The sequence below is a fragment of the Kocuria atrinae C3-8 genome, assembly GCF_000286355.1.
Classification (GTDB): domain Bacteria; phylum Actinomycetota; class Actinomycetes; order Actinomycetales; family Micrococcaceae; genus Kocuria; species Kocuria atrinae_A.
Window position 1 is genome coordinate 1 of the sequence record NZ_AJXN01000187.1, and the last position, 6,374, is coordinate 6,374.

At 66.1% G+C, this 6,374-nt stretch carries 8 protein-coding genes and 1 pseudogene; 8 read left to right on the forward strand and 1 reads right to left on the reverse strand.

All coding sequences use genetic code 11. The features are described from left to right. The 3 genes and pseudogenes from YO9_RS0115520 to YO9_RS19220 all read left to right on the forward strand — a co-directional run. A pseudogene (locus YO9_RS0115520) lies at window positions 1-1,103 on the forward strand (NAD(P)H-dependent glycerol-3-phosphate dehydrogenase); the annotation flags it as partial. A 101-nt stretch (window positions 1,104-1,204) separates the two neighbouring features. Continuing rightward, entirely contained in the window at window positions 1,205-1,600 is a 396-nt protein-coding gene (locus tag YO9_RS19215; RefSeq protein ID WP_016998319.1) for a hypothetical protein, read from the forward strand. Between the two features lie 64 nt (window positions 1,601-1,664). Further along, a complete protein-coding gene (locus tag YO9_RS19220; protein ID WP_016998320.1) occupies window positions 1,665-2,258 on the forward strand; it encodes a D-alanine--D-alanine ligase in 594 nt (197 codons plus the stop codon). 38 nt (window positions 2,259-2,296) lie between these two features. Here the strand turns inward: YO9_RS19220 and YO9_RS0115530 are convergent, their stop codons facing one another. Then, a complete protein-coding gene (locus YO9_RS0115530) occupies window positions 2,297-2,833 on the reverse strand; it encodes a DUF3515 domain-containing protein (protein WP_016998321.1) in 537 nt (178 codons plus the stop codon). A 71-nt stretch (window positions 2,834-2,904) separates the two neighbouring features. Here YO9_RS0115530 and YO9_RS19225 point away from each other — a divergent pair, with 71 nt between their 5' ends. From YO9_RS19225 to YO9_RS19235, 5 genes are all read left to right on the forward strand, one after another. After that, window positions 2,905-3,333, forward strand: a complete 429-nt coding sequence (locus YO9_RS19225; RefSeq protein WP_223286691.1) for a thiamine-phosphate kinase — start codon at window positions 2,905-2,907, stop codon at window positions 3,331-3,333. Continuing rightward, window positions 3,323-3,976, forward strand: coding sequence for a thiamine-phosphate kinase (locus YO9_RS19230; protein WP_223286692.1), 654 nt, complete (start codon window positions 3,323-3,325; stop codon window positions 3,974-3,976). Before YO9_RS19225 ends, YO9_RS19230 begins: the two co-directional genes overlap by 11 nt. A 22-nt stretch (window positions 3,977-3,998) precedes the next feature. Continuing rightward, complete coding sequence (locus YO9_RS0115540; protein ID WP_016998322.1) at window positions 3,999-4,880, forward strand: DAK2 domain-containing protein; 882 nt, start codon at window positions 3,999-4,001, stop codon at window positions 4,878-4,880. A 186-nt stretch (window positions 4,881-5,066) separates the two neighbouring features. Beyond that, window positions 5,067-6,074, forward strand: a complete 1,008-nt coding sequence (locus tag YO9_RS0115545) for an ATP-dependent DNA helicase RecG (RefSeq protein ID WP_262925726.1) — start codon at window positions 5,067-5,069, stop codon at window positions 6,072-6,074. After that, window positions 5,969-6,374: DEAD/DEAH box helicase (locus YO9_RS19235; RefSeq protein ID WP_396350783.1), on the forward strand; the 406-nt coding region annotated here is incomplete at its 3' end. The genes YO9_RS0115545 and YO9_RS19235, both read left to right, overlap by 106 nt.

Genomic DNA, 6,374 nt, shown 5'->3' on the forward strand with positions numbered 1-6,374 from the left:
CCCCCGGAAGCCGCCGCGCGTCGTCGTTGACGGCCCTGGCCGACGAACCCAACGGGCCCAGCAAGGTTGCCGTGCTGGCGCGGGCTCGTGGGGCACCACGTTCGCCAAGGTCCTCGCCGACGCCGCTCGCGACTCCGGTGCCGAACGGACCGTGTACTTATGGGGCCGCAACCCTGAGTCGATGGATCGCATTCGCGCGACCGGCCACAACGACCGCTATGTCCCGGATATCGACCTGCCGCCTGACATCCGATTCAGTTCCGATCTGCGCGAAACCTGAGTGGGGCGCGCTTGGTCGTGGCCGCTATCCCCGCGCAGTCGCTGCGGGCCCAGCTCGCCACAGTTGCGGAATTCATCGACGCGGATGCCGTGGTGCTGTCGCTGGCCAAGGGGCTTGAATCGGCAACCGGGCTGCGCATGACCGAGGTGATCGCCCAGGCCCTGGCCGAGCACACCGGAAGTGACCACGAGGACTGGGTGCGTCGATCGTGCGTGCTCTCCGGGCCGAACCTGGCCATGGAGATTGCCCGGGAAGAACCCACTGCATCCGTAGTGGCCGCTCCGGAACTGACCACTGCAGCGTGGGTGGCCCGCTGCTGTGCCGCGCCGTATTTCCGGCCGTACACGAACACGGACGTCACCGGCACGGAGATCGGCGGCCTGGTGAAGAACGTGATCGCCCTGTGCGTCGGTATTTGTGACGGACGCGGCTACGGCGACAACTCCAAGGCCTCGGTGATGACCCGAGGGCTGGCCGAGACCACGCGGCTGGCGCTGGCGCTGGGTGGTGACCTGACCACGCTCTCCGGGCTGTCCGGCATGGGGGACCTGGTCGCCACGTGCTCGTCCTCGCTGTCCAGGAACCACACGGCCGGTAAGCTGCTGGGTTCGGGGCTGACTATCGCTCAGGTCCAAGACGCCATGACCCAGACCGCGGAGGCCATCCGATCGGCCCCCGCAGTGCTGGCTCTGGCCCAAGAACACGACGTGGAAATGCCTATCACGGAGGCTGTGTGGGTGTGTTGCGCGGCGACATTCCGGTGGATCAGCTGGCACCCAAGCTGCTCGGCCGCGATCTCAAATCCGAAGGGAACAGCGCATGACCAACACTGCGGAGAACACTCAGGCGACCGCGGAGGGGGCCGGTACGGCCACCAAACCCTGCGTCGCCGTGGTGTTCGGGGGTCGTTCCTCCGAGCACTCGGTGTCCTTGATCACCGCCCGTTCGGTGTTGCACGCGATCAACCGTGACCGCTGGGACGTGGTGAGCGTCGGCATTTCCACCGACGGCGCCTGGTTCCTGTACTCGCAAGAGGAGCTGGAAGCCCTCCTGGACAACCAGCCCATGGCCACGTTGCCCGTGGGCGAACAGCGCGTGACGCTGCCGTTGCAGGTGGGGGAGAACGAGCTACTCGTTCACGACCTCAATTCCGAGGGCGGCACGATCACCCGGGGTCGTCACATCGATGCCGTGTTCCCCTTGCTGCACGGCCCGTTCGGCGAGGACGGCACCTGCAGGGACTGTTGGAACTGGCGGATCTCCGCTACGTGGGCTGCGGTGTGTCCGCGTCCGCTATCGGCATGGACAAGCACTTCATGAAGGTCGCCTTCGAATCGGCCGGCCTGGAGGTGGGCCCGTACACGGTGTCCACAATCGCGATTGGTTGAACAACCCGGAGAAGGTGCGAGAGGACGTTGCCGCACTTGGTTCCCGGTGTTCGTCAAGCCCGCTCGCGCGGGGTCGTCGTTCGGGATCACCGGTCGACCGGGCTGAAGATTTGGACGGCGCGATCGAGACCGCGCGCAAGCACGACCTCAAGCTCGTCATCGAGGCGGGGATCGAAGGGCGCGAAATTGAATGTGCCGTCCTGGGCGGTCATGAATGGGCCGCGCCGCGCGCATCCCTTCCCGGCGAGATCGAGGTCCAGGGTCACGACTTCTACGACTTCGAGGCCAAGTACGTCGAGGACGACGGCGCTCGGCTGTCCTGCCCCGCGAACCTGCCCGATGACGTGATCGAGACCCTGCGCGACAAGGCTGTTCAGGCTTTCGACGCCGTTGACGGTGAAGGTTTGTCACGCTGCGATTTCTTCGTGACTCCCGATCACCGGGTGATCATCAACGAGATCAACACGATGCCCGGTTTCACGCCCATTTCCATGTACCCGCGTATGTGGGCGGCGTCCGGCTTGGAGTACCCGGATCTGATCGACGAGCTGATTTCCCTCGCGCTCGAACGTCCCGTGGGACTGCGCTAACTAGTCGTCGATTCGCACACCCCTTGGCCCGTTTCGGGTCAGGGGGTGTTCTGCAGGTCCAGGGTGTCGGAGACGGACAGGCACGTGCTCTCCTGCGGGATCTGTGCCACGGCACTTCCGGCTTCCACGATCGCGGTGGATGAGGGGACACGGCTGGTGTCGAAAAGCATCTCCACGGCGGGGGAGCGACCGTAACTGACGGCCCGCCACTGGTTATCCTGACCCTCGACCTCGGAAATGAGCCAGTCGACGCCGTTGACGTTGGTGCACGGGTCGGTGGTGGGGGCGGGCGGTTCCACACCACAGCGCACGATGACTCCTGAAGGATCGCCGTAGGCCGTGGTGCCCTGACTCGTGGTGGCCCGCTGATCCAGATCGCCCATGGTCTCGGGCATGGCCAGCATCGCGGACGCGCACGCGGGATCCGTATTATGCGGTGCGCCGTCGACCGAGACGGGCGAACCGCAACCGGCGAGCAGCAGACCGCCCAGCGCCATGGTTGCCAGTGCCGCGCGGCGGGATGAGAAGCGGGGTCCGTGAGATCCGTCCTGGGAGCGCGCGCGGGAAAACATCATGACCTCCACTGTAGACGCGCTGACGGGGTGGCATCTGCGTGCCGGGGTGTGCCGCTCGTTACGCTGAACCCATGACCGATTCACCCACGCCGACCCCCGCAACCACGGTGGAGCAGGTCTCCGAATCCGAGCTGCTGTCAGCGTTCCTGCCGCTGTCCAAAACCGCGTCCTCGTATGTCGAAGTGGGCCCGGGGGACGACTGCGCTGTGGTGGCAGTTCCACAGGGGCGGGTGGTCATCACCACGGACACCCAAGTGGTCGATCAAGATTTCCGGACGCGCTGGCCCAACGGCTACGAAACCACGGGAGCGGACACCGCCCACAAATGCGCGGCGCAAAACCTTGCGGACATCGCCTCGATGGGCGCGGTTCCCACCTCCATGGTCGTGTCGATGACCCTGCCCGGTGACACTCCGGTGCAGTGGGTTCAGGATTTCGCCACCGGGCTGGCAGAAGCGTTCGACAGACTCGGTGCACCGATTGTGCCTGGTGGGCGGTGATTTGGGTCGCGGCCGTGAGTTGTCCGTGACCGCAACGGTGCTGGGCGTCATGGAGGATGGAAACCCAGTGCTGCGGTCGGGGGCCGGTGCCGGTGGGACGTTGGTGCACGTCGGCGCTCTCGGACTTGCTGCCGCGGGGCTCAGCGCTCTGGAGGCCCCGCCCGGCAGCGGCTGGGACCGGGTACCCGAGCACAATCGACGAGAACTCGAGCGCGCACAGTTGCGTCCCCTTGCACCGATTCTTACTGGGCCGAAAGCTGCCCGCGCCGGCGTGAGCGCCATGATCGACATCTCGGACGGACTGTTACGTGATGCGGGCCGTGTGGCGCGAGCGAGCGGCGTCGTCATCGATCTGGACCCTGTGGCCCTGGAAGAATCCGTGGCCGAGCTCGCAAACGCCGGTGAAGCCGCCGGTGTGGATCCGTGGCGCTGGGTGTTGACCGGGGGAGAAGATCACGGCTTGCTCGCGGTGGTTCCACCGGGCGTCCAGGTTCCCCCGGGGATGCGTGCGATAGGCTCATGTGCGCCCGCAGACCGCCGACCGGCGGTTGTCGGGGACACCGCCGTCACCATTGCCGGGCAGGAGCCGGGCGAATGGCTCGGCTACGACGTGGGTGAAGGATGGGATCATTTTGAGCCATAAGGGAGGCTCTACGGTATCGGCCGTGCGCGAATGGTTGGACTCCGCGCACCATGCTCTGGTGGAGCACACGGACGTACTCAATGATCTCAATGTCTTTCCCGTGGCCGATTCCGATACCGGCGTCAACCTCAGTACCACGGTGGGCTACGCGACCGAGGCGGCCCAGCTGATCGAGGGCAATGACATCGGCGAGCTGCTGCAGCACGCCGGCCGTGCGGCCCTTGAACAGGCTCGTGGTAACTCCGGTGTGCTCGTGGCGCTGACGCTCACCGCCATGGGAACGTCGCTCGAGGGTTCCACACGCGTGACCGCGGGCGAACTGCGAGACGCGTTCTCCGCCGCTCAGGTGCGCTGCTGGTCTGCGCTCACCGATCCTGTGGAGGGCACGTTGATTTCCGTGCTCGAAGCCGTGAGCAAAGTGTCCCTTCCGGAAAATTCCCAGGACGGCTCCAACCAACAACTCTCCGACTGGATGGACCTGGTCATCGCTCGCGGCAGCCACGCCGTGATCGACACCGTGGACCAGCTCCCGGTCCTACACGAGCGCGGCACCGTGGATTCGGGTGCGCTCGGCATGTTGATCGTTCTGGTCGAGCTCAGGTCGGCTCTGACCGGCGACCTGACCCGACACAATCCGGTCCCGGACATCATCCGCGACTACTCCGAGCATTCCGGGCACAGCGAGAACCACGCCTCAGTGGGCTTCGAGGTCATGTGCACCGTGGAACTCTCCGCCCTGGACGCCGCCGAACTGCGCCACGAACTGGACAGCGCCGGAGACAGCGTGCTGGTCAGCGCCGTGAACGAGACAGACAACGGGTACACGTGGCGCGTGCACGTGCACGTGGAGGACCCCGAGGAAGCACTGGAACTCATGCGCGCCGCGGCCAGGCGGTCAACGTGAGCGTGACGTCACTCGGTTCTGACGAGTCTCAAGCTTCCGGCGAGCCCCAGGTTTCTCCGTGACCACCGCGGCTCAGCTGGTCCCGGCATTCGCCGGCTCCTGGACCAGCCACTGACCCGTTACATCCCGGGTACTTCGCCCACCAGCACGGTCAAGCTGCTCGAGAAGGATCTGGGCGTCACCACGGTGGGCGAGTTGTTGGACTACGCGCCGCGCCGCTACATCCGCCGCGGCCACCTGCAATTGCTCAGCGACCTGGTCGCGGGGGAGCGAACCTCGTTCGTGGCCCGCGTGGAGTCATCCTCCACACGGCGCATGCAGCGGGACCCGCGCCGCAGCCTGACGGACGTGATCGTTTCGGACGGCACCGGAGCCAGCCTCAAGATCACCTTTTTCAATGCGTACACCGCCCAGAAGGAACTGCCGGTAGGGACGCACGCCCTGTTCACCGGAAAGCCCGAGCTCTACCGCGGCAATCTGTCCATGACCGGCGCGGACTACGCCGTGGTGGACACCCCGGACTCCGTCACGGATTTCACGTCCCAGTCCGGCGAGGTCTATCCGATCCCGGTGTATCCGGAGAGTGGCAAGCTCACCACCCCGCGCATCACGCGCGCCGTCCAGCAACTGCTGCTCACCGCAGACCTTGACTCTCTGACGGACCCGATACCGCAAAACATTCTGGAGCGCGAGAAACTGGTCGGTCTTGCGCAGGCCTACCGGGACCTGCACCGCCCGGAATCCGTGGACGCGTTCCAAAAGGCGCAGGAGCGTTTCCGCTACCAAGAGGCCTTTGTGCTGCAAACGGAACTCGCGCGGCGTCGTTATGACCATGCGTCCCAACCCGTCGAGGAGCGCCCCGCCCGCGCGGACGGTCTGCTGTCCCGCTACGACGCCGCCCTGCCGTTCACCCTGACGGACGGCCAGCGATCGGTGGGCGAGCAGATCCAGTCCGAGCTGGCAGGCACCGCCCCCATGAACCGGCTGCTCCAGGGCGACGTGGGCTCCGGTAAGACCGTGGTGGCCTGCGCGCAATGCTGCAAATCGTGGACACCGGTGGCCAAGCGGCCATGCTGGCTCCCACCGAAGTGCTCGCCCAACAGCACTACGACAAGATCGTGGCCTCGCTCGGACCCCTCGCCCGCCCCGATCAGCTGGACGGTGATCCGGACGGCACCAAGGTCGTGTTGCTGACCGGTTCGCTGCCCACCGCGGCCAAACGCGCCGCGTTGTTGGACATCGCGAGCGGCGCGGCGGGCATTGTGGTGGGCACCCACGCGCTCATCCAGGAGAAGGTCCAGTTCGCCGATCTCGGCCTGGCGGTCGTGGACGAACAGCACCGTTTTGGCGTGGAACAGCGCGATGCCCTGCGCGATAAGGCCGGGCATACACCGCACACCCTGGTCATGACCGCGACCCCCATCCCGCGCACGGTGGCCATGACGGTCTTCGGCGACCTGGACGTCAGCACCCTGCGCGAGCTGCCCGGCGGCC